Consider the following 22,000-nt stretch of genomic DNA (forward strand, 5'->3'; position numbering starts at 1 on the left):
TAATTAACGTATTTGTAACCTTTTTGCTTTTCTTGTTTTACATTCAGTGGTGCCGGAAAAGAAAGAGGTCGCAAATGTTTTTTGTATTGGGGCAAGTGTAGGGGAATGCTGTAGCCAGGCATCCTTCTATTCGGCGTCTTCATGCGAGGAGCAAGGAGTCAAGATGTTTGATATAGTCGAACTGTCACGATTGCAGTTTGCCTTGACCGCACTGTACCACTTTCTGTTTGTGCCACTGACGCTTGGTATGGCGTTCTTGCTGGCCATCATGAATACGATATATGTGTTGTCTGGTAAACAAATCTATAAAGATATGACCAAGTTTTGGGGAAAGTTGTTTGGTATCAACTTTGCCCTTGGGGTTGCCACAGGGTTAACCATGGAATTCCAGTTTGGTACTAACTGGTCATATTATTCGCATTATGTGGGCGATATTTTTGGTGCGCCGCTCGCTATTGAAGGGTTAATGGCCTTCTTCCTTGAGTCGACATTCGTTGGGCTCTTCTTTTTCGGTTGGGACCGACTCACCAAAGTACAGCATATGGCTGTGACCTGGTTAGTTGCACTTGGCTCTAACCTTTCTGCGTTATGGATTCTGGTCGCAAACGGCTGGATGCAAAACCCAATCGCTTCAGAGTTCAACTATGAAACCATGCGTATGGAAATGGTCAGCTTCTCAGAGCTGGTCCTGAACCCGGTCGCACAGGTTAAATTCGTTCACACGGTTGCCGCAGGCTATGTAACCGGCGCAATGTTTATTCTCAGCATTAGCGCATGGTACATGCTCAAAGGCCGTGACCATGCATTTGCAAAGCGCTCCTTTGCGATTGCTGCCAGCTTCGGTATGGCTGCTGTGCTTTCAGTTATTGTGCTGGGTGATGAATCCGGTTACGAAATGGGGGACGTACAGAAAACCAAACTGGCAGCCATTGAAGCTGAGTGGGAAACACAACCCGCTCCTGCCGCATTCACCTTGTTTGGTATTCCTGACCAGGCTGAACAGAAGAACCATTACTCGATTAAGATCCCGTATCTGCTTGGGCTTATTGCCACACGTTCTGTCGATACACCAGTTCTTGGTCTTAAAGATCTGATGGCACAGCATGAAGCGCGTATCCGCAATGGGATGAAAGCCTATAAGTTGCTGGAGGAATTGCGCGCGGGTTCCACCGACCAGGCGGTACGTAACGAGTTTAACAACGTTAAGAAAGACCTTGGCTATGGCCTGTTGTTAAAACGTTATACACCGAATGTAACGGATGCAACTGAAGCTCAAATCCAGAAAGCGACCAAAGACTCTATCCCGGAAGTGGCGCCACTCTATTTTGCTTTCCGTATCATGGTGGCGTGTGGAATCTTACTGCTGCTGATTATCGGTCTGTCGTTCTGGTCGGTGATTCGTAACCGTATTGGTCAGAAAAAGTGGTTACTGCGTGCCGCATTTTACGGGCTTCCATTACCCTGGATTGCAGTAGAAGCAGGGTGGTTTGTTGCTGAATATGGTCGCCAACCATGGGCTATCGGTGAAGTACTGCCAACTGCAGTGGCTAACTCAACGTTGTCCGTTTCTGACCTGATTTTCTCCATTGTATTGATTTGCGGTCTGTACACCTTATTCCTGGTGGCGGAACTGTTCCTGATGTTCAAGTTCGCACGTCTGGGGCCAAGCAGTCTGAAAACCGGTCGCTATCACTTTGAGCAATCCGGTGCGACAGCTCAAACGGCACGCTAAGACAGGAGTCGAAACATGATAGATTATGAAGTATTGCGTTTTATCTGGTGGTTGCTGATTGGCGTACTGCTGATTGGTTTTACCGTTGCTGATGGTTTCGACTTCGGCGTAGGTATGCTGACCCGTTTTATGGGACGCAATGATGTTGAGCGCCGTATCATGATCAACAGTATTGCCCCGCACTGGGACGGCAACCAGGTATGGCTGATTACCGCAGGTGGTGCATTATTTGCTGCCTGGCCGATGGTCTATGCTGCCGCCTTTTCGGGCTTTTATGTCGCCATGATTTTGGTGCTGTCATCATTGTTCTTCCGCCCGGTTGGCTTTGATTACCGCTCAAAAATCGAAGATGCCCGCTGGCGTAACCTGTGGGACTGGTGTATTTCAATTGCCAGTTTTGTTCCGCCATTGGTTATTGGAGTGGCATTCGGTAACTTGCTGCAGGGGGTACCGTTCAGCGTGGATGAGTATCTGCGTCTTACCTATACCGGTAATTTCTTCCAGTTGCTCAACCCATTCGGTATTGTTGCCGGAGTGATAAGCGTCACGATGTTCCTGACTCAGGGTGCGACTTACTTGCAGATGCGTACCAATGGTGAAGTTCTGCTGCGCGCCCGCGTTGTGTCTCAGGTAGCCACGCTGGTTATGATGGTGTGCTTTATCCTGGCGGGTGTTTGGGTTATGTATGGTATTGATGGCTATGTTGTGACCTCAGCCATTGATCATCATGCTGCATCTGATCCACTGATGAAAGAAGTGACTCGTCAGGCTGGTGCATGGCTGGTTAACTTCCATAAAGCTCCTGTTCTGTGGGTTATCCCTGCGCTTGGCGTAGTGTTGCCACTACTGACTGTGTTGATGACTCGCGCAAATAAAGCAGCATGGGCATTTATCTTCTCCTCGCTGACTGTTGCCTGCGTCATTCTGACTGCTGGTGTGGCAATGTTCCCATTCATTATGCCGTCCAGCATTATGATGAATGCCAGCCTGACAATGTGGGATGCGACATCCAGCCAGTTGACCTTGTCTGTGATGACTTACGTGGCGATTGTGTTCGTACCAATCATTCTTCTGTATACCGCCTGGTGTTACTGGAAAATGTTTGGTCGCATTACGAAAGAACACATTGAAAGCAACACGCATTCTCTGTACTAAGTAAGGAGCTGATTATGTGGTATTTCGCATGGATTCTGGGCACCCTTCTTGCGTGTGCATTCGGTGTGATTACAGCACTGGCACTGGAGCACGTTGAAGCGACTCAGTCCGGAGAAGAAAAGCAGGGATGAAAACTCTGATTTCATCACTCTATAAGCTGGTAGATAAGAGCCCGTTAAGGGCTCTTTCTCTGGTGATGGCTTTGCTCCTGGCTGGTTGTATGTTCTGGGACCCGTCACGGTTTGCTGCACACACCAGTGCGTTATCTGTGTGGCATGGTTTATTGCTGATGTGGGCAGTATGCGCAGGGGTAATTCACGGTATCGGTTTTAAACTGAAAGCTATTCAGTGGCAGGCTGTTTTTTGCCCGTTACTCGCCATGATCGTACTGGCAGCAGGGTTGGCTTTTTTCTTTTTTTGAATAAGCTACCTCCGTCACAATTTATGGGCTTTACAAAGCCCATAAATATTTACACTCCTCACCCCTTAACCCATTCCCAACCCACTTCAGCTTGCGTATAGTAGCAACGTTTATTTTGCCTTACCGGGATGTAAAGTGAGCACTAAGCAGTTTCAATGGCCTGTTCGTGTCTACTATGAAGATACCGATGCAGGGGGAGTGGTTTACCACGCCAGCTACATTGCCTTTTATGAAAGAGCACGTACTGAAATGCTGCGTGAACATAACTTCAGTCAGCAGGCATTACTCGAAGAGCGTGTTGCCTTTGTTGTGCGCCGGATGTCCATCGAGTACCACGCGCCAGCCCGGCTTGATGACTTACTCGAAATCCAAACAGAGATTACCACGCTACGCCGGACATCTATGGTCTTTACGCAGCGTATAGTCAATGCAGACAACAAGATCCTTAATGAAGCGGAAGTGCTTATTGCTTGCGTTGATCCAATCATCATGAAGCCAAAAGCGCTTCCACTTTCTATTGTCGCGGAGTTCAAGCAGTGACTGACATGAATATCCTTGATTTGTTCCTGAAGGCAAGCCTTCTGGTTAAACTCATCATGTTGATTTTAATAGGTTTCTCTATTGCGTCCTGGGCTATCATCATCCAGCGTACCCGCATTCTCAATGCGGCAACACGCGAGGCTGAAACCTTCGAAGATAAGTTCTGGTCGGGCATTGATTTATCCCGCCTGTATCAGGAAAGCCAGGGGCGTCGTGAAAATTTGAGCGGCTCCGAGCAAATTTTCTATTCGGGTTTCAAAGAATTTGCCCGCCTGCATCGGGCAAACAGTCATGCACCGGAAGCTATTGTTGAAGGGGCATCCCGGGCAATGCGGATTTCCATGAACCGAGAACTGGAGTCGCTGGAAACGCATATTCCCTTTCTGGGTACAGTCGGTTCGATCAGCCCGTACATCGGTTTGTTTGGTACGGTGTGGGGGATTATGCATGCGTTTATCGGACTGGGTGCGGTGAAGCAGGCCACACTGCAAATGGTCGCGCCAGGGATTGCTGAAGCGCTGATTGCAACAGCGATTGGTCTGTTTGCTGCGATTCCTGCTGTCATGGCATACAACCGTTTGAACCAGCGTGTTAACAAGCTTGAATTGAATTACGACAACTTTATGGAAGAGTTTACAGCGATTCTGCACCGTCAGGCGTTTACCACTAGTGAGAGCCAAAAGGGGTAAACCATGGCCAGAGTGCGGGGACGAGGTAGCCGGGAGCTGAAGTCCGAAATCAATATTGTGCCGTTGCTGGATGTTCTGCTGGTGCTGGTGCTTATCTTTATGGCCACGGCACCTATCATCACACAGAGCGTCGAGGTGGATTTACCCGATGCAACGGATTCACAGTCCGTGGCGACTAACGATGATCCACCCGTCATTATTGAAGTCTCTGGTGTGGGGCAGTACAGCGTCGTGGTTGCGAAAGATCGTATGGATCAACTTCCGCCAGAGCAAGTTATTGCAGAGGCTCAACGGCGCCTGGCAGCAAATCCGAAAACGGTATTTCTGATCGGGGGCGCGAAAGAAGTCCCTTATGATGAAATTATTAAAGCGCTTAATTTGTTGCATCAGGCTGGTGTGAAATCGGTAGGTCTGATGACCCAACCAATTTAATCAGCGCTATAACGGCAGAGTTTTTGGGAACCAAGAGTGTCAAAGGCAACCGAAGAGAACAAAAAGCTTAAACGTGCCATCATCATCTCAGCGGTACTGCATGTCATACTGTTTGCGGTGCTGATTTGGAGTTCGTTTGACGAGCATATTGATGCCAGCGCCGGCGGTGGTGGCGGTTCGTCTATTGATGCCGTGATGGTTGATCCTGGCGCTGTAGTCGATCAATACAACCGTCAGTCACAACAGCAGGCCAGTGCGCAAAGAGCGGCGGAGCAGCGTGAAAAACAGGCTCAGCAGCAGGCTGAAGAACTCCGCGAGAAACAAGCGGCGGAACAACAGCGCCTGAAGGACCTGGAAAAAGAACGGTTAGCTCAGGAGCAGGCACAACAGCAAAAACAGGCTGAACAGGCGGCAGCAGAAAAGGCTGCGGCTGAAAAAGCGGCGGCTGAGAAAGCGGCGGCTGAGAAAGCGGCAGCAGATGCTGCAGCAGAAAAAGCAGCTACGCAAAAAGCAGCGGCTGAGAAGGCAGCAGCGGAAAAAGCGGCGGCGCAAAAAGCAGCGGCAGAGAAGGCTGTAGCGGAAAAAGCGGCGGCACAAAAAGCAGCGGCAGAGAAGGCAGCAGCGGAAAAAGCGGCGGCGCAAAAAGCAGCGGCAGAGAAGGCTGYAGCGGAAAAAGCGGCGGCACAAAAAGCAGCGGCAGAGAAGGCGGCAGCACAAAAAGCGGCGGCACAAAAAGCAGCGGCAGAGAAGGCAGCAGCGGAAAAAGCGGCAGCACAAAAAGCAGCGGCAGAGAAGGCGGCCGCTAAAAAAGCTGCCGCCGAAAAAGCGGCTGCAGAGAAAGCCGCAGCCCGCAAAGCTGAGGCGAAACAAGCGGCTGGGGTTGATGACCTGCTGGGTGACCTCAGCTCACATAAAAATGCGCCGAAAGCGGGCGGTGGAGCAAAAGGCAGCAACGCCTCACCTGCGGGCAGTGGTAATACCAGGAACAATGGCGCATCAGGTGCTGAAATTAATGGCTATGCTTCACAAATTAAGTCAGCTATTGAAAGTAAGTTTTATGATTCAGGCTCTTATGCAGGTAAAACCTGTACGCTCAGAATCAAGCTGGCACCAGATGGCATGTTGCTGGATGTACAGTCAGAAGGTGGTGACCCGGCATTATGCCAGGCGGCACTTGCGGCTGCTCGCCAGGCACATATGCCGAAACCGCCAAGTCAGGCTGTTTATGAAGTCTTTAAGAATGCGCCGCTGGATTTCAAACCGTAATTCTATTCCCCTGTAATAAGGGAGTAGCATGAACGTTAAGTCGCCGGGTGGCGGTAGTTTTGTGTTATTGGGTTTGTTAACCTTCTGCTAATTATCGTGGATCTTGTGTCCAGATAAGGGAGATATGATGAAGCAGGCATTACGAGTTGCATTAAGTTTCCTGATGCTGTGGGCAGCAGTGCTGCACGCCGAAGTACGCATCGAGATAACTCAGGGGGTGGACTCGGCTCGCCCCATCGGTGTGGTACCGTTTAAATGGGCAGGTCCGGGTACTGCACCAGAAGACATTGGCGGCATTGTTGCTGCTGACTTACGTAACAGTGGTAAATTTAACCCGCTGGATACATCTCGCTTACCTCAACAGCCTTCTACAGCACAGGAAGTTCAGCCTGCTGCATGGTCTGCATTGGGGATTGATGCAGTTGTTGTGGGCCAGGTCTCACCGAATCCGGATGGCAGCTATTCTGTGTCATATCAACTGGTGGATACCGGTGGAGCACCGGGTTCCGTTCTGGCCCAGAACACCTATAAAGTGAATAAGCAGTGGTTGCGCTATGCCGCTCATACCGCCAGTGATGAAGTATTTGAAAAACTGACGGGAATTAAAGGGGCATTTCGTACACGTATTGCGTATATCGTTCAGACATCAAACAGCCAGTATCCTTATGAACTGCGCGTTGCAGACTACGATGGCTACAACCAGTTCCTGGTACATAAATCCCCTGAGCCTTTGATGTCTCCGGCATGGTCTCCTGATGGCAATAAACTGGCCTATGTGACCTTTGAAAGTGGCCGCTCTGCCCTGGTGGTTCAGAATCTGGCTAATGCGACAGTTCGCCAGATAGCCTCTTTCCCACGGCACAACGGTGCACCGGCATTTTCACCAGATGGCACCAAACTGGCTTTCGCTTTGTCTAAAACAGGTAGCCTGAATCTGTATGTGATGGATTTAGCATCCGGGCAGATTCGCCAGATTACCAATAGTCGTAGCAACAACACTGAGCCAAGTTGGTTCCCGGACAGCCAGACACTGGCCTATACTTCTGACCAGGCAGGTCGTCCGCAGATTTATAAAATCAACATTAATGGCGGTGCTCCACAACGTCTTACCTGGGAAGGTGCACAAAACCAGGATCCCGATGTCAGCGCCGATGGTAAATTCATGGTGATGGTGAGCTCCAATGGCGGTGCCCAACATATCGCCAAACAGGATCTGGAAACGGGAGGAGTGCAAACTTTAACTTCTACGTTCCTGGACGAAACGCCAAGTCTGGCACCTAACGGCACTATGGTAATCTACAGCTCTTCTCAGGGGATGGGATCCGTGCTGAATTTGGTCTCTACAGATGGGCGTTTCAAAGCGCGTCTACCGGCTACTGATGGTCAGGTGAATTCACCAGCCTGGTCGCCGTATCTGTAAATAAAAGAGTTCTTACTAAGGATTATAAAAAATGCAATTTAACAAAGTGCTGAAAGGGCTGATGCTGGTTCTGCCTGTTATGGCTGTTGCTGCTTGTAGCTCTCACAAAAATGCAAATAATGGTCAGAGCGAAGGCATGCTGGGTGCCGGGACAGGTATGCAAGGCAATGGCAATATGTCTTCTGAAGAACAGGCTCGCCTGCAGATGCAACAACTGCAACAGAACAATATCGTTTACTTCGATCTGGACAAATACGATATCCGTTCTGAATTCGCAGCGATGCTGGATGCTCACGCCGCTTTCCTGCGCAACAACCCGTCTTACAAAGTGACTGTTGAAGGTTATGCGGATGAACGTGGTACGCCAGAATACAACATCGCACTGGGCGAACGCCGTGCAAATGCTGTGAAAATGTACCTGCAGGGTAAAGGCGTTGCTGCAGATCAGATCTCTATCGTATCTTACGGTAAAGAAAAACCAGCAGTACTGGGTCACACCGAAGCTGCTTATGCGAAAAACCGTCGCGCCGTACTGGTTTACTAAGAGAATGGCATGATCAGTAACTTCAGACATCATTTGCTGAGTCTGTCGTTACTGGTTGGCGTAGCGGCCCCCTGGGCCGCTAATGCTCAGGCGCCAATCAGTAGTGTAGGCTCAGGGTCCGTGGAGGACCGTGTAACGCAACTCGAGCGCATTTCTAATGCGCACAGCCAGCTTTTAACCCAACTTCAGCAGCAACTTTCAGATAATCAGTCCGACATTGACTCTCTGCGTGGCCAAATTCAGGAAAACCAGTATCAACTTAGCCAAATTGAAGAACGGCAGAAGCAGATACTGTTGCAGATAGGCAATATGTCTGGTGGGGCGGCAGCTAATGGCGCAACGCCTGCTGATGGGAGTGCGAGTGGTAATACCGGGAATACCGCCACACCATCTGCACCTGCTTCATCAGCACCGGTTCAAACCGGTGACGCTAATACAGATTACAATGCAGCGTTTGCTCTGGTACAGGATAAGTCGCGCCAGGATGATGCCATTACCGCATTCCAGAACTTTGTGAAAAAGTATCCGGATTCAACTTATGTTCCGAATGCGAATTTCTGGCTGGGGCAATTGTATTACAGCAAAGGCAAAAAAGACGATGCAGCTTACTATTTTGCTTCTGTTGTTAAAAACTTCCCGCAATCACCGAAAGCACCGGATGCAATGTATAAAGTCGGTTTGATCATGCAGGAAAAAGGTGATACAGCAAAAGCGAAAGCGGTTTACCAACAAGTGGTCGCAAAATATCCAGGCACGGATGGCGCAAAACAGGCTCAAAAACGCCTGAATGGCATGTAATCCTCAGGGCAAGGCCCGATAATGCCGTTTTTCTGGCCTTGCCGCCTGAAACATAAGCAGTTGAGTTATCTTTGTCGAAATTTTTGTTGCGCTGAAATGAGAAAGCAGTAATATATGCCGCCGTTGCCGGGGGATACATCACTTAAGAGTGGTGAGCCAGCAAGACGACGGGTCGTTAGCTCAGTTGGTAGAGCAGTTGACTTTTAATCAATTGGTCGCAGGTTCGAATCCTGCACGACCCACCAAAATTCAGGTGATCGTCGCGGTAGCAAGGTGTTTCATGTGGTTCTTATCCATGGCCCACCGTTAAGGCAGTTTACTGCCTGTCCAGCATTACATGTGGGTGATTAGCTCAGCTGGGAGAGCACCTCCCTTACAAGGAGGGGGTCGGCGGTTCGATCCCGTCATCACCCACCACTTCGGGTCGTTAGCTCAGTTGGTAGAGCAGTTGACTTTTAATCAATTGGTCGCAGGTTCGAATCCTGCACGACCCACCAGTTTTCTCCGGTGGATATGTTTAAGGCAGCAAGGTGTCTTGTTGCGTGGCTTGCTCACTTTGTGAAAACAGCCCTGCAGCTGTGCAGGGGGAAGTAATAGTAATAAAAGCAGTAGCTTAATTGATGGGTCGTTAGCTCAGTTGGTAGAGCAGTTGACTTTTAATCAATTGGTCGCAGGTTCGAATCCTGCACGACCCACCATCATTTAAGCCAGTATTACCCATAAGGGGTCGTTAGCTCAGTTGGTAGAGCAGTTGACTTTTAATCAATTGGTCGCAGGTTCGAATCCTGCACGACCCACCAGTGTAGAAAGGCGCCCTAAAGGCGCCTTTTTGCTATGTGAAAAAAAGTGCAGAATGAGAACCTGCTGCAGGTTCGAGCCGAGCGAAGCGAGACAACGTTGCCTCTGGCAATAGCCCGAAGGGTGAGGCCAATGGCCGAATCATCCTGCACGACCCACCCGAAATGCAGAAAGGGGACCTGAGGGCGCCTTTTTGCTATGTGAAAAAAAGTGCAGAATGAGAACCTGCAGCAGGTTCGGGCTTGGCAACACAACGCGAGCACCGGCAACGATTCTGCCCTGGTTAAGCCTGTATCCCGGCGATTTAACCACCTCGACATCAAAGTAACCCATCCATCATTTTTTCATTCCCGGGTAAATCCCTGAGAACAAAATGCGGCAATACGCAAAACGGTAATTTTGCGTATTTGGCAGACAAAATCTCACGACAAAAAGCGATAATTCGGCTATCTTGTTTAGCATATAAAACAAATGACCTGCCCGGAATGGAAAAACACCAGTAGCAGGCATTTTTTGGTTAAGCTGTTAAACGAGAGTATCCCATGAGTGTGATGGCCGAACTGCACGATTCCATTTATCCCTTTCCTCCGAAACCTCCGCGTTTGAGTGATGCGGAAAAAGCACAGTATCGGGAAAAGATCAAAGCGTTACTAAAAGCGCGTAACGCTGTCATGGTGGCGCATTACTATACCGACCCGGAAATTCAGGCTCTGGCTGAAGAAACAGGAGGCTGTGTTGCAGACTCACTGGAAATGGCTCGCTTTGGCGCAAACCACCCGGCTTCCACTCTGTTGGTTGCAGGTGTTCGCTTTATGGGAGAGACGGCAAAAATTCTCAGCCCGGAAAAAACGGTTCTGATGCCAACGCTTGCCGCAGAGTGCTCGCTGGATCTGGGCTGCCCGGAAGATGCATTCAGTGCATTCTGTGATGCTCACCCGGACAGGACAGTAGTGGTGTATGCCAATACCTCAGCGGCAGTTAAAGCGCGTGCTGACTGGGTTGTAACATCCAGTATTGCGGTGGAACTTATCGAACACCTCGACAGCCTGGGGGAAAAAATCATTTGGGCGCCGGATCGTCATTTAGGGCGTTATGTCCAAAAACAGACTGGGGCAGATATTCTTTGTTGGCAGGGTGCCTGCATTGTGCATGACGAATTTAAAACCCAGGCGTTGTTACAAATGAAGGCACTCTACCCGGATGCCGCCGTACTGGTTCACCCTGAGTCACCTCAGGCCATCGTTGACCTGGCAGACGCTGTTGGCTCAACCAGCCAGCTCATTGCTGCAGCACGTAAATTGCCTCACCCAAGGCTGATTGTAGCAACTGACCGCGGCATTTTTTATAAAATGCAGCAGGCCTGCCCGGAAAAAATATTACTGGAAGCACCGACTGCCGGAGAAGGTGCAACCTGCCGTAGTTGTGCTCACTGCCCATGGATGGCAATGAATGGTTTGCGGGCGATTGCCAGCGGGCTGGAGCAGGGTGGTGCAGAGCATGAAATTCATGTTGACTCTGTGTTACGGGAAAAGGCTCTCTTGCCACTGAACAGAATGCTGCAATTTGCGGCGTCTTTGAACCAGGTTGTTAAAGGAAATGCCTGAATTAACGCCCGTGAGATGTTACACGGGCGCACAGGTAATCTGGTATTAGTGATGTTTTAGTGATGGTGGTGGTGCGCTCCGGCTGACTGCGCCTGATTCAGGTCACACTGCGTTGTACTGCACGGCTGGTATTCCATTTGTACTGTGGCATGGGCGATGTGGTAGTTTTCACGCAGGAACGTGTGAATACGCCCCAGCAGTTCGTCGTGATCCCGTGGAGGGATGACCTGTACATGCAACGTCAGAAGTGGCTGTTCACCAACCAGCCACACATGAACGTGATGTACCTGGCGAACTTCAGGCAAAGCCCGGGTCAGGGCTTTTTGCATTTTCGCAATGTCCAAATCGCGTGGGGCGCCTTCCATTAATTCATTGACACTTTCTTTTAGTAACTGCCAGGCACTGCGCAATACCAGACAGGAAACCAGCACAGACAAAATAGGATCTACCGGTGTCCATCCTGTCCACATGATCACAATCGCGGCAACAATGGCACCCACAGAACCCAGCAAATCCCCCATAACATGCAGTGCAGCGGCACGCACGTTCAGATTACTTTCGCTGTTACCACGATGAAGCACCCAGAAGGCCGCGAGGTTTGCCAGTAACCCCAAAATGGCGATGGTGAGCATCATGGTGCCGCCAACGGGTCTGGGATGCCAGAAACGTACCACCGCTTCCCAGACAATCAGTACAGTGATAACGACCAGCGCAATGGCATTAACAAACGCGGCAAGAGTGGGCAAGCGGAGCCAGCCAAATGTATGGCCCAGGGCTGGTGAACGACGGGCAATTCGCACAGCCATCAGCGCAATAAACAGGGCTACAGCATCGGTCAGCATATGCCCGGCATCTGCCAGCAGAGCAAGAGAGCCAGACAGTAAACCGCCAATAACTTCAGCCACCATAAACAGCGCTGTTATTAAAAACGCACAGAACAGGCGAGTTTCATTGTCATGGTTGCCGTTGTGCGAATGGTGATGGGAGTGCGTATGAGCCATGTGTCTCCTGAGCGTAAAGGGATAAGCCAGTGAAGTCTTTGTTGCATATATCTATTATGGCTTCAGGTCTGCAATGGGTACAGCAGATAAAACTGTAAACCCAGGCTCCAGTCTGAGATGATTTTAAAATTTATCTATATTTTTCAGTGTATTGTGTGAGATTCGGCGATAAATTATGTTTTCATGCTGGTGGTGTGATTTTATTGGCTTATGATGCTGTGTTATTTGGTTTTTTTAACTTTATTTTCTGCTGGTCAGCTGTGTTGCTGGTATTTTGTTCCTGTAGTGTAAAATTGCGTTTACACAACTCAGGTGAAGAGATAGATTGGATGGGTTGCAATCAGGAAAATTAGCATAGCCAGTTTTTATTGGGATTATCATGAATTATCAGAATGACGATTTACGTATCAACGAAATTAACGAGCTTTTACCTCCGGTAGCATTGCTGGAAAAATTCCCGGCGACAGATAATGCTGCAGCGACAGTCTCTGGTGCCCGTAATGCCATCCATAATATTCTCACCGGCCAGGACGATCGCCTGTTAGTGATTATTGGCCCGTGCTCAATTCATGATCCCAGTGCAGCGCAAGCTTATGCCACGCGTTTGTTGGAAATGCGTGAAGCCCTGAAAGGGGAACTGGAAGTGGTAATGCGGGTGTATTTTGAAAAACCGCGCACCACTGTTGGCTGGAAAGGGCTTATCAACGACCCTTACATGGACAGTAGTTATCAGATTAACGACGGGTTACGCATTGCCCGTAAACTCCTGTTGGAAATTAACGATACTGGTTTGCCAACAGCGGGTGAGTTCCTTGACATGATCACACCGCAATATATGGCAGACTTGATGAGTTGGGGCGCTATTGGTGCCCGTACCACGGAGTCTCAGGTTCACCGTGAGCTTGCTTCTGGCCTTTCATGCCCGGTTGGGTTTAAAAATGGTACCGATGGTACAATTAAAGTCGCAATTGATGCCATCAATGCAGCCGGTGCACCCCACTGCTTCTTGTCGGTCACTAAATGGGGGCATTCTGCTATCGTTAACACCAGCGGGAATGGTGACTGCCATATTATTTTACGCGGCGGCAAAGCACCAAATTACAGTGCAGAACATGTAGCTCAGGTGAAACAAGGCCTGGAAAAAGCCGGGTTGGCACCGCAAGTAATGATTGATTTCAGCCACGCAAATTCCAGCAAGCAATTTAAAAAGCAAATGGATGTATGTGCCGATGTTTGCGGGCAAATTGCTGGTGGTGAAAAAGGTATTATGGGTGTGATGGTAGAGAGCCACCTTGTTGAAGGTAACCAGAGCCTGGGCAGTGGTAAACCACTGGAGTACGGCAAAAGTATCACTGATGCCTGCATTGGCTGGGAAGATACTGCAGCCCTGTTAACTCAGCTTGCTGGCGCGGTAAAAGCGCGCAGAACAAAATAAGAAACCGCTCATGTGAGCGGCTTTCTTCAACATACGGTGCCGGGGTAAAACTGGCACCGTTTTTTTATTACCTGGCTTTACCCTGATTGGCAACAGCCGCTGCTTTCGCTGCGATTTCGTCTGCGTTGCCCAGGTAGTAGTGTTTAATCGGATTAAAGTTTTCGTCAAACTCATAAACCAGCGGAACACCTGTCGGGATATTCAGCTCCAGGATTTCGTCTTCGCTCATGTTATCCAGGTATTTAACCAGCGCACGCAGAGAGTTACCGTGAGCAGCAACAATCACACGCTCACCGCTTTTCATCCGTGGCAGGATGCTTTCGGTCCAGAAAGGAATAACACGTTCAATGGTCAGCGCCAGGCTTTCCGTTACCGGCAGCTCTTTTTCCGACAGGCTGGCATAACGTGGGTCATGGCCTGGGAAACGTTCGTCATCTTTTGTCAGCTCTGGCGGGGTAACCGCAAAACCACGACGCCACTGTTTAACCTGCTCGTCGCCATATTTTTCTGCGGTTTCTGCTTTGTTCAGCCCCTGCAGCGCACCATAGTGGCGTTCATTCAGTTTCCATGATTTTTCTACCGGCAACCAGGCCTGGTCCACTTCGTCCAGGATATTCCACAGCGTGTGGATGGCTCGTTTCAGCACAGAGGTGTAAGCAAAATCGAAACTATAGCCTTCGTCTTTAAGCAGTTTACCTGCCGCTTTGGCTTCGCTTTTACCTTTTTCAGACAGGTCAACATCGTACCAGCCAGTAAAGCGGTTTTCCTGGTTCCACTGACTTTCACCGTGACGAACCAGAACCAGCTTAGTTACAGCCATAATATTACTCCTCGTAATCCTGGGGATTGAATGATAACAATTATCATTATATTGCCGTGGTGGCGCCAGCGGCAACGCCAAACCTTAAACATAGCGAAATTCTTGGCAGAGTGTAAGGCTGATGTGAATCTGTGGTTGCTCTTTTGCTGCTAAATGGTTTTAAAAACAGCGGTTTGTTTAAAAATTGAGCTTGTTGCTTGTGTTGCCAGGTGAAACGGCTTGAGTTGCTGAAAGGATACACCCCCAGTAAAATCAGAGGGGCATCACTGATAACCATACCCGTTAACTATATCTGTTAACTCCGATCGTTAACCACATCCGTTAACTACACCGGTTATCTATGCCAGTGACTTATACCTGGGTAGGGTGTATAGCAGCCTCAGACCACGGCATAGCGGCCTGAGGCTGGTAGTTAACCTGTCACAGTGCGGTAAACTGGTACTCTGTAATACTTTGCCAGGTTTCACCCGGTTTGAGCACACAGTCAGGTTGTGGCCACTCCGGGTGGTTGGGGCTGTCTGGCAGAAACTCACTTTCCAGAGCCAGACCCTCAAAGGATGCATAGTGGGTAAACTGCCGCGCCGGTGTGCCGTCAAGATAGTTCCCGGAATAGAACTGTAATGCCGGTGCTGAGGTAAACACACTCATTTTAAGCTTGTTATCTGAAGACCAGACATGTGCTGCTGGCAGGGTGGCGTCCCCACGGGCAGTGAGCAGGAAAGCATGATCGTAACCTTTCACGCCAGCCTGGTTTTCATCGCGCAGAAAATCTTCCGCAATTGTTTTCGGTCCACGGAAATCAAAACCAGTATGCTGAACATCCGCCAGTTCACCAGATGGAATACCGTTGCTGTTAACCGGTAACCACTGCTCAGCGAACAGTTGCAGGCGGTGCTGGCGAATATCGCTTTTTTTACCATCCAGATTGAAATAGGCATGGTTGGTCAGGTTAACCGGGCAGGGTTTATCAACCTGAGCCTGGTAAATAATGGCAATGCGGTTATCCGGTGTTACCCGGTAAATGACGCTGGCCGTCAGATTGCCAGGGAAGCCCTGATCGCCATCTGGTGAGGTCAGTTGTAAAACCGCCTGCTGACTGTCATGGCTGACGATTTTCCAGCGGCGCTTATCAAAGCCCTCAGGGCCACCATGCAGTTGGTGTTCTCCCTGGCTGGGTTTCAGGTGAACAGTCAGCCTGTCATGGGTGTACTGGCTGCTGTCAATACGGTTCGCATAGCGGCCAATGGATGCACCCAGAAAGGCTGCCTGATGGGTATACTGTTCGGGTGTTTCGCAGCCCAACAACACTTCTCGGGTATGCCCGTCTTTCAACGGAACGCGGCACGACAAGAGTGTTGCGCCCCAGTCCATCAACATCACTTCCATGCCTGTCTGGTTGTGTAATGTTATCAGCTTAAACGGTTGGCCATCCGGTGCCATTCCGTGATCCTGGCTTAACATAATCCGGCTCCTTCGGAGGGTTTGCACACATAAAAGGTTTCTTTAATACCGGTTTTCGCTTCGTACTGGCTGGCGACAGCCTGGCGTACATCATCGACCAGTGTTTCAGGCACCAGTGCTACAACGCAACCGCCAAAACCACCACCCGTCATACGCACGCCACCTTTATCACCAATAGCAGCCTTAACAATATCAACCAGCGTATCAATTTGTGGGACGGTTATCTCAAAATCGTCACGCATAGACGCATGAGAAGCTGCCATCAGCTCACCCATTTTCTGCAAATCGCCATCTGCCAGCGCATTGGCTGCTGCCAGGGTACGCTCATTCTCGGTTAATACATGGCGTACGCGTTTTGCAACGATCGGATCCAGTTCATGGGCTACGGCATTAAACGTTGCCAGGCTCACATCCCGTAATGCCTTCTGTGTGAAGAAGCGGGCACCCGTTTCACACTGCTCGCGCCGGGTGTTGTATTCACTGCCGACCAGTGTGCGCTTAAAGTTACTGTTGATAATGATAACTGCCACACCTTTTGGCATTGGGACTGCTTTAGTGCCAAGGCTTCGGCAGTCGATAAGCAATGCATGGTCATGCTTGCCCAGCGCCGAAATCAACTGGTCCATAATGCCGCAGTTACAGCCCACAAACTGGTTTTCAGCTTCCTGCCCATTCAGCGCCAGTTGCGCGCCGTCGAGTGGCAGGTGGTACAGTTGCTGGAAGACTTTGCCCACAGCCACCTCCAGAGAGGCTGATGAACTCAAACCAGCGCCCTGAGGGACATTACCGCTAATCACAAGGTCGGCGCCGCCGAACCCGTTATTACGTTTTTGCAAATGCTTAACGACCCCACGAACATAATTAGACCACTGCTGGTCCGGGTGGCTCAGAATAGGCTCATCAAGGGAAAACTCATCACGCTGATTATCGTAATCTGCGGCAATAACACGCACGATACGGTCATCGCGGGGAGCGCAACTGATAACAGTCTGGTAATCAATTGCACAAGGCAAAACAAAACCATCGTTGTAGTCAGTGTGTTCACCAATCAGGTTCACACGACCCGGAGCCTGGATAGTTTCTTTTGCCGGGTAGCCAAAAAATTCAGTAAAAAGGGCCAGGGTGTTCTCTTTCAGACTCATTGTTATTCTCCTGATTCGCGAAAATGGATATCACTGACTGCCCGCAGGCGCTCGGCAGCCTGCTCGGCAGTTAAATCGCGCTGAGTTTCCGCCAGCATTTCGTAACCCACCATAAATTTGCGTACTGTTGCTGAGCGTAACAGTGGTGGGTAAAAGTGAGCATGCAACTGCCAGTGGGAGTTGTCTTCGCCATTAAATGGCGCGCCATGCCAGCCCATGGAATACGGGAAAGAGCACTGGAATAAGTTGTCATAGCGGCTGGTCAGCTTTTTCAGTGCAACAGCCAGGTCTTTGTGTTGTTCAGGCGATAAATCTGTCAGGCGCTGTGTCGGCGCTTTCGGCAGTAACAGGGTTTCAAATGGCCAGGCCGCCCAGTACGGCACAACTGCCAGCCAGTGTTGTGTTTCCACAACGGTACGGCTGCCATCATTCATTTCCTGCCGGGCATAGTCGACAAGCATGGAGGAACCATGTTGGGTAAGCCAGGTCCATTGGTGCTCATCTTCACGCGCTGCTTCATTGGGCAGGAAACTGTTCGCCCACACCTGCCCATGTGGATGCGGATTGGAGCAGCCCATGGCGGCCCCTTTGTTTTCGAAAACCTGAACCCACGGATAAGTGCGGCCCAGGTCTGCGGTTTGTTCCTGCCAGGTGCGGATAACCCCTTCCAGGGCTTCCAGTGTCAGCTCTGGCAGAGTTTTGCTGTGATCAGGTGAAAAACAGATAACCCGGCTGGTACCTCGGGCACTCTGGCAACGAAACAGAGAACCTGGGTTTTCCGCTGCATCGGGTGTATTGGGCATCAGCGCGGCAAAATCATTTGTAAAAACATGCGTCCCGGTGTAGTTCGGGTTGGTATCGCCTGTTACCCGGGTATTACCCGGGCACAGATAACACTCAGGGTCATGCTCGGGTAATGATTGTTTGGCTGGCGTCTCCTGCGCCCCTTGCCAGGGGCGCTTTGCTCGGTGCGGAGAAACCAGAACCCATTGCCCTGTTAACGGGTTATAGCGGCGGTGTGGGTGTTCGACAGGATTAAAGGGTTCCATAGCACTTCCTTAGTCAGGATAACCTTGCGGGTGGCGGGATTGCCACCGCCAGGTATCGGCGGCCATTTCTTCAAGCGTGCGCGAAACACGCCAGCCAAGTTCTTTATCCGCTTTGGTTGCATCTGCCCAGTAAGCGGGTAAATCACCTGCACGGCGAGGTGCGAAGTGGTAATTGACGGGTTTACCACAGGCTTTACTGAACGCATTAATCACATCCAGCACGCTACTACCCACGCCAGCGCCAAGGTTGTAAATATGCACACCCGGTTTATTCGCCAGTTGCTGCATGGCAACCACATGGCCATCAGCCAGGTCCATTACATGGATATAATCCCGTACTCCGGTACCGTCTTCCGTTGGGTAGTCATTACCGAACACTGCCAGTGACTCTCGACGCCCGACAGCAACCTGCGCAATATAAGGCATCAGGTTGTTTGGAATGCCTTGTGGGTCTTCGCCCATATCTCCCGATGGGTGGGCACCGACTGGGTTAAAATAGCGCAGCAGGGCAATGCTCCAGCTCGGGTCTGCGGTATGCAGGTCCGTTAATATTTGCTCCACCATTAATTTGCTGCGCCCGTAGGGGCTTGCCGGCATCCCGGTGGGGAAGGTTTCGACATAAGGAATTTTCGGCTGGTCACCATACACTGTGGCTGATGAGCTGAAGATAAAGTTTTTGACACCCGCTGCCCGCATCGCGGCAATCAGGCGTAAAGTGCCATTGACGTTGTTGTCGTAGTACTCAAGTGGTTTTTGGACCGATTCACCAACGGCTTTCAGGCCGGCGAAATGAATAACGGCTTCAATCGCATGGTCATGAAGAATTTCGGTGAGTAAGGCTTCGTTGCGAACATCACCATCAATAAATAACGGCTGTTTTCCACCAAGGCGTTCAATGACAGGCAGTACGCTGCGTTTACTGTTGCACAGGTTGTCGAGAATAAACACCTCGTGCCCGCTTTGCAGTAACTGAACGCAGGTATGACTGCCAATGTAACCGCTACCACCTGTTACCAGAACTCTCATTTTTCGCTCCATTACGCTTATGGTATGTAATAAACATAGCATAACAGAGTGGTAAAAAGTGTGATATGGAATAAATTAGTGGAATCGTTTACACAAAGATTTTATCTCTAAATAACAAATGAACAGGCGCATTGTAAATCAACAGGATAGATTGTATAGCTGCGGGGATTCTGAAAAAGCGGGCCGATGATGGCCCACTTGAGTTCACAAAATATCGGTCTGGTAACGATAAATGTTGTTGTCCGGGACAAAAGTTAAACGATGGGTAATACAGTCTGGTGCATCCTGCATATGATGAGAGACGAATAACAACTGAGTATCACCTTCACTAATCAGCACATCAATAAAGCGACGCACCAGTAAACGGTTTAATGGATCAAGGCCCTGCAGCGGCTCGTCCAGAATCAATAATGTAGGGTGTTTAACCAGCGCCCGGGCAATCAATGCAATGCGTTGCTGCCCCCAGGAAAGGGAGTGGAAAGGGGCATCGGCCGTGGCATTATCCATGCCCAGCAATTGCAGCCACTCACGTACCAGGCGTTGCTGGCGTTCAGAAACGGCCTGGTAAATACCAATGGTGTCGAAGAAACCAGAGAGGATGACATTACGTAATGTGGTGCTGACCCGGTAGTCAAGGTGCAGGCTACTGCTGACATAGCCAATATGTTTTTTAATATCCCATATGGTTTCACCACTGCCACGACGACGGCCAAACAATGTCAGGTCATTACTGTAACCCTGGGGATGATCGCCAGTAACCAGACTCAGTAACGTGGATTTGCCGGCACCATTTGGGCCGACAATCTGCCAGTGCTCGCCGGGGTTTACCTGCCAGTCAAGCTCATGCAACACGGGGCGGTCATTCCAGGACACCACCCCTTTATTCAGGGTAATCAGTGGTTGAGTGGGATCGAGCGTGGTGCCTGGTGAAGGTACATCTGCTTGCGGAATACTGATACCCGCCAATTGTTCACTGTGAGCCAGTTGCGCGATAAGTGCCTGGGAAAGTAATTCAGTTTTATCTCCTGTGGCCTGCAACGCACAATCGGCCAGCACACCCGCATAACGGATAAACTCAGGAATCTCATCGAACCGGTTTAGTACCAGCACCAGGGTATAACCTTGCTGATTGAGAGAGGCCAGCTCTCCGGCAAGTTGTACCCGTGACTGACTGTCCAGACCATCAAAGGGTTCATCGAACACCAGTAAATCCGGGGTAGGCATCAGCGCCTGGCATAACAAGGCTTTGCGTGTTTCACCAGTGGACAGGTACTTAAACCGCCTGTCCAGTAAATGGCTGATACCGAACCGTTGCGCCAGTTGCTGACAGCGAGCCGGGTCTTTTACTGTATCCTGAATAATTTCAGCAGTGGTGCGCCCTGTGTCGTCTTCATCGGCACTGAGCATGTCCGTATTATTGCGTTGCCACTCCTCACGTACCAGTTGGTGGAGTAATTCAAACGAGAGCAAAACAGGTTTTTTAAATGAGCTGGTCAGCGCGCCACGCATGGCGGGCAGGTGACCACTCAGTACGCGAGCGAGCGCGGATTTTCCACTGCCATTCGCGCCAACAAAGGCCCAGCTTTCCCCGGTGCGTAAGGTTAAATCATCAATCACCAGTGAACGGGTATCGCTCAGGTGAAACGTACATTGCGAAATTTGCAATAATGACATCATGTATCCCGTTTATTGCAGTAAATAATACAGGGATACGTGTTCCGACCGGGCTTGTCAATCACTATGCTGTTTAAACCCGGTCCGCCTGTACGTTGTTAACAGAGAGTGGCGATGATTACGTGGTCGGCATTGAAGTAAGCCGTGGCCTGGTTACCCACTTCGAGCGCTTCCTGGGCAACCACCTGGTTGGGAAGTGTTGCACACAGTGTCTGCCCGTCGGCAAGCGTAACCAGCACTTCACTCTGTTCAGGGCCCTGTTCAATGGTGTTAATTGTGCCAGTCAAAATGTTGTCAGCCTGGCTTGCGCGCTGTGTGTCTCGGGTAATACCTACCCAGGGTGCTTTTACCAGTACCAGTACTTCTTTACCTGGCTCCAGACCAAGCCGTTGTGCGCTTTGTTCAGTCAGTGCCACTTTCAGCTGTGTTTTCCCGTCGGCCAGCAGAATATTGACATGCTGCTGAACATGCTGGTTATCCCGCTCAAGAAGAGTGCCAAAAAGTTGGTTTCTGGCACTGGTTTGCAGTGAAAAACGTGAAATGGCGGCTAATAAACTGTCCAGCGGCAGGGCATCATCACGCAGTACATCAAATGCTTTTTGCTGAATTTGCGCCAGCAAATCATACAGCTGGATTAAGCGTTTCCCATAGGGAGTTAATATTGCCCCGCCACCGCCTTTGCCCCCGGTCGCTCTTTCTACCAGCAACTGGTCGGTCAGTTGGTTCATTTCATTTATGGCATCCCAGGCACTTTTGTAGCTAATACCCGCCATTTTAGCACCCTGGCTAATTGAGCCTGTTTGCTCTATCTGTTTAAGAAGAGAAATACGCCTTGGGTCTGCAAAAAGGCTTCCCTGAAGTTTAAGCGTAAGTAAGATTTCAGCCTGCATGTGCGGCTCCTGGTTAAACGAGAATCCAGTGATTGTAAACGTCAGGGCAAATTCGCACAAAAGGCGTGTGCGTTTTTGGTGGATAACAGTACAATGACCCAGA

Annotated in this window: 21 protein-coding genes, 5 tRNA genes and 1 other RNA gene; 19 read left to right on the forward strand and 8 right to left on the reverse strand. The window is 50.1% G+C overall.

Translation table 11 applies throughout. The features are described 5' to 3' along the window. Positions 1-163 precede the first annotated feature (163 nt). The 18 genes from cydA to nadA all read left to right on the forward strand — a co-directional run bounded on the left by cydA (position 164) and on the right by nadA (position 11,399). Positions 164-1,732: a cytochrome ubiquinol oxidase subunit I gene (cydA, locus tag A9B99_RS09655; protein WP_064597000.1), complete on the forward strand. Its 1,569-nt coding sequence runs from the start codon at positions 164-166 to the stop codon at positions 1,730-1,732. Between the two features lie 15 nt (positions 1,733-1,747). Continuing rightward, on the forward strand, positions 1,748-2,887 hold the full coding sequence (cydB, locus tag A9B99_RS09660; RefSeq protein ID WP_064597001.1) for a cytochrome d ubiquinol oxidase subunit II: 1,140 nt from the start codon (positions 1,748-1,750) through the stop codon (positions 2,885-2,887). A 14-nt stretch (positions 2,888-2,901) separates the two neighbouring features. Then, on the forward strand, positions 2,902-3,018 hold the full coding sequence (gene cydX / locus A9B99_RS09665) for a cytochrome bd-I oxidase subunit CydX (RefSeq protein ID WP_064597002.1): 117 nt from the start codon (positions 2,902-2,904) through the stop codon (positions 3,016-3,018). Further along, the gene (gene ybgE / locus A9B99_RS09670) at positions 3,015-3,308 is read left to right on the forward strand and encodes a cyd operon protein YbgE (protein ID WP_064597003.1); all 294 of its coding nucleotides are present in this window, start codon (positions 3,015-3,017) and stop codon (positions 3,306-3,308) included. Before cydX ends, ybgE begins: the two co-directional genes overlap by 4 nt. Before the next feature lie 135 nt (positions 3,309-3,443). After that, positions 3,444-3,848, forward strand: coding sequence for a tol-pal system-associated acyl-CoA thioesterase (gene ybgC, locus A9B99_RS09675; protein ID WP_064597004.1), 405 nt, complete (start codon positions 3,444-3,446; stop codon positions 3,846-3,848). Next, positions 3,845-4,537, forward strand: coding sequence for a Tol-Pal system protein TolQ (tolQ, locus tag A9B99_RS09680; protein WP_156519031.1), 693 nt, complete (start codon positions 3,845-3,847; stop codon positions 4,535-4,537). Before ybgC ends, tolQ begins: the two co-directional genes overlap by 4 nt. 3 nt (positions 4,538-4,540) lie before the next feature. Next, on the forward strand, positions 4,541-4,969 hold the full coding sequence (tolR, locus tag A9B99_RS09685; protein ID WP_064597005.1) for a colicin uptake protein TolR: 429 nt from the start codon (positions 4,541-4,543) through the stop codon (positions 4,967-4,969). 36 nt (positions 4,970-5,005) lie between these two features. Beyond that, positions 5,006-6,235: a cell envelope integrity protein TolA gene (gene tolA / locus A9B99_RS09690; RefSeq protein ID WP_064597006.1), complete on the forward strand. Its 1,230-nt coding sequence runs from the start codon at positions 5,006-5,008 to the stop codon at positions 6,233-6,235. Between the two features lie 127 nt (positions 6,236-6,362). Further along, complete coding sequence (gene tolB, locus A9B99_RS09695; protein ID WP_064597009.1) at positions 6,363-7,655, forward strand: Tol-Pal system beta propeller repeat protein TolB; 1,293 nt, start codon at positions 6,363-6,365, stop codon at positions 7,653-7,655. 31 nt (positions 7,656-7,686) lie between these two features. Further along, the gene (gene pal / locus A9B99_RS09700; protein ID WP_064597011.1) at positions 7,687-8,199 is read left to right on the forward strand and encodes a peptidoglycan-associated lipoprotein Pal; all 513 of its coding nucleotides are present in this window, start codon (positions 7,687-7,689) and stop codon (positions 8,197-8,199) included. Between the two features lie 9 nt (positions 8,200-8,208). Beyond that, positions 8,209-8,997 (forward strand): cell division protein CpoB, encoded by a 789-nt coding sequence (cpoB, locus tag A9B99_RS09705; RefSeq protein WP_064597013.1) that lies wholly within the window; start codon positions 8,209-8,211, stop codon positions 8,995-8,997. A 169-nt stretch (positions 8,998-9,166) separates the two neighbouring features. After that, a tRNA-Lys gene (locus A9B99_RS09710) sits at positions 9,167-9,242 on the forward strand. Between the two features lie 96 nt (positions 9,243-9,338). Continuing rightward, positions 9,339-9,414, forward strand: a tRNA-Val gene (locus A9B99_RS09715). 4 nt (positions 9,415-9,418) lie between these two features. Further along, positions 9,419-9,494 (forward strand) — tRNA-Lys (locus tag A9B99_RS09720). Positions 9,495-9,619: 125 nt separating this feature from the next. Next, a tRNA-Lys gene (locus tag A9B99_RS09725) sits at positions 9,620-9,695 on the forward strand. Positions 9,696-9,721: 26 nt separating this feature from the next. Next, positions 9,722-9,797 (forward strand) — tRNA-Lys (locus A9B99_RS09730). Positions 9,798-9,829: 32 nt separating this feature from the next. Further along, positions 9,830-9,956, forward strand: a non-coding RNA gene (locus tag A9B99_RS09735) — RtT sRNA. Between the two features lie 381 nt (positions 9,957-10,337). Beyond that, entirely contained in the window at positions 10,338-11,399 is a 1,062-nt protein-coding gene (gene nadA / locus A9B99_RS09740; protein WP_064597015.1) for a quinolinate synthase NadA, read from the forward strand. Positions 11,400-11,455: 56 nt separating this feature from the next. Here the strand turns inward: nadA and zitB are convergent, their stop codons facing one another. Beyond that, positions 11,456-12,400: a CDF family zinc transporter ZitB gene (gene zitB / locus A9B99_RS09745; RefSeq protein ID WP_064597016.1), complete on the reverse strand. Its 945-nt coding sequence runs from the start codon at positions 12,398-12,400 to the stop codon at positions 11,456-11,458. 379 nt (positions 12,401-12,779) lie between these two features. Between zitB and aroG the strand changes: the two genes are divergently transcribed. Beyond that, positions 12,780-13,835, forward strand: coding sequence for a 3-deoxy-7-phosphoheptulonate synthase AroG (gene aroG / locus A9B99_RS09750; protein WP_064597018.1), 1,056 nt, complete (start codon positions 12,780-12,782; stop codon positions 13,833-13,835). 67 nt (positions 13,836-13,902) lie between these two features. Here the strand turns inward: aroG and gpmA are convergent, their stop codons facing one another. The 7 genes from gpmA to modE all read right to left on the reverse strand — a co-directional run bounded on the left by gpmA (position 13,903) and on the right by modE (position 21,897). Then, entirely contained in the window at positions 13,903-14,655 is a 753-nt protein-coding gene (gene gpmA / locus A9B99_RS09755) for a 2,3-diphosphoglycerate-dependent phosphoglycerate mutase (protein WP_064597020.1), read from the reverse strand. 420 nt (positions 14,656-15,075) lie between these two features. Beyond that, positions 15,076-16,116, reverse strand: a complete 1,041-nt coding sequence (gene galM / locus A9B99_RS09765; protein WP_064597023.1) for a galactose-1-epimerase — start codon at positions 16,114-16,116, stop codon at positions 15,076-15,078. Continuing rightward, complete coding sequence (gene galK / locus A9B99_RS09770) at positions 16,110-17,258, reverse strand: galactokinase (protein WP_064597025.1); 1,149 nt, start codon at positions 17,256-17,258, stop codon at positions 16,110-16,112. Before galK ends, galM begins: the two co-directional genes overlap by 7 nt. A 2-nt stretch (positions 17,259-17,260) precedes the next feature. Then, complete coding sequence (gene galT / locus A9B99_RS09775; protein ID WP_064597027.1) at positions 17,261-18,307, reverse strand: galactose-1-phosphate uridylyltransferase; 1,047 nt, start codon at positions 18,305-18,307, stop codon at positions 17,261-17,263. A gap of 9 nt (positions 18,308-18,316) precedes the next feature. Continuing rightward, positions 18,317-19,333, reverse strand: coding sequence for a UDP-glucose 4-epimerase GalE (galE, locus tag A9B99_RS09780; protein WP_064597029.1), 1,017 nt, complete (start codon positions 19,331-19,333; stop codon positions 18,317-18,319). A gap of 204 nt (positions 19,334-19,537) precedes the next feature. Next, a complete protein-coding gene (gene modF, locus A9B99_RS09785) occupies positions 19,538-21,007 on the reverse strand; it encodes a molybdate ABC transporter ATP-binding protein ModF (protein ID WP_064597031.1) in 1,470 nt (489 codons plus the stop codon). A gap of 98 nt (positions 21,008-21,105) precedes the next feature. Then, positions 21,106-21,897: a molybdenum-dependent transcriptional regulator gene (gene modE, locus A9B99_RS09790; protein WP_064597033.1), complete on the reverse strand. Its 792-nt coding sequence runs from the start codon at positions 21,895-21,897 to the stop codon at positions 21,106-21,108. Positions 21,898-22,000: the final 103 nt, after the last annotated feature.

The organism is Mangrovibacter phragmitis (assembly GCF_001655675.1).
In the GTDB taxonomy this organism is placed as follows: Bacteria; Pseudomonadota; Gammaproteobacteria; order Enterobacterales; family Enterobacteriaceae; genus Mangrovibacter; species Mangrovibacter phragmitis.